Raw genomic sequence first — 628 nt, 5'->3', positions numbered from 1 at the left:
TCCACGGTATCGGCCAGGTCGGAGTAGGCGTCGACGAGCAGCAAAGTCAACAGCTCATCACGACTGGACACATAGCGGTATACGGCCGAGGACACCATGCCCAGGTTGCGGGCAATTGCCCGAAGCGACAACCCGGCCGCGCCGTGATCCAGCAGCTGGCGACGGCCGAGTTCGACAATTTTCGCCTCGATCTGTTCCCTCGCATCCCGGCGTTTGCCCACGCGGCAAGTCTGACACAACCGAGATCACCGCTCTAGCAAACACACGGCGATCAACCTGGTGGCCGCTAACGGGGTGCTTGCTAAGCAAGGGGCGTCACGCCGAGATCCGCGTGAACCTGCTCGGACGTCGACCGCCAGGACACCGCCGCGGGAAAGCCGCCCCAGACGCTGTTGAAGATCCCGACGATCTGCGCGGGGCCGCCATCGGGGGCCAGGTAGGCCGGGCCCCCCGAATCCCCCTTCTCACTGAGCACGCCGTGGGACATGGTGAACCAGCCGTTGTTGACGCTTTCGACGGTCCCACAGGTTTCGCCTGTGCTGACGCCGAAATGGCAGACCGCTTGGCCCGGGTGAAGAACCACACCCGGTCTGGATTCCAGTGCACGCCCGCTCGGCAAAATGTTGCT

The 628-nt window shown here is 64.0% G+C and carries 2 protein-coding genes; both read right to left on the bottom strand.

Features of this window, described 5'->3' with window-relative positions:
- A partial coding sequence (locus FJR74_RS08380) for a TetR/AcrR family transcriptional regulator (protein ID WP_198542326.1) occupies positions 1 to 221 on the bottom strand: 221 nt, incomplete at its 3' end.
- 80 nt (positions 222 to 301) lie between these two features.
- A partial coding sequence (locus FJR74_RS08375; RefSeq protein ID WP_211333939.1) for a chymotrypsin family serine protease occupies positions 302 to 628 on the bottom strand: 327 nt, incomplete at its 5' end.

It is taken from the genome of Metamycoplasma neophronis (assembly GCF_006491995.1).
GTDB lineage: Bacteria > Bacillota_I > Bacilli_A > Mycoplasmatales > Metamycoplasmataceae > Metamycoplasma > Metamycoplasma neophronis.
Note: the sequence above shows the minus strand (reverse complement) of the source record. Positions and strands in the feature narration are given on the sequence as shown.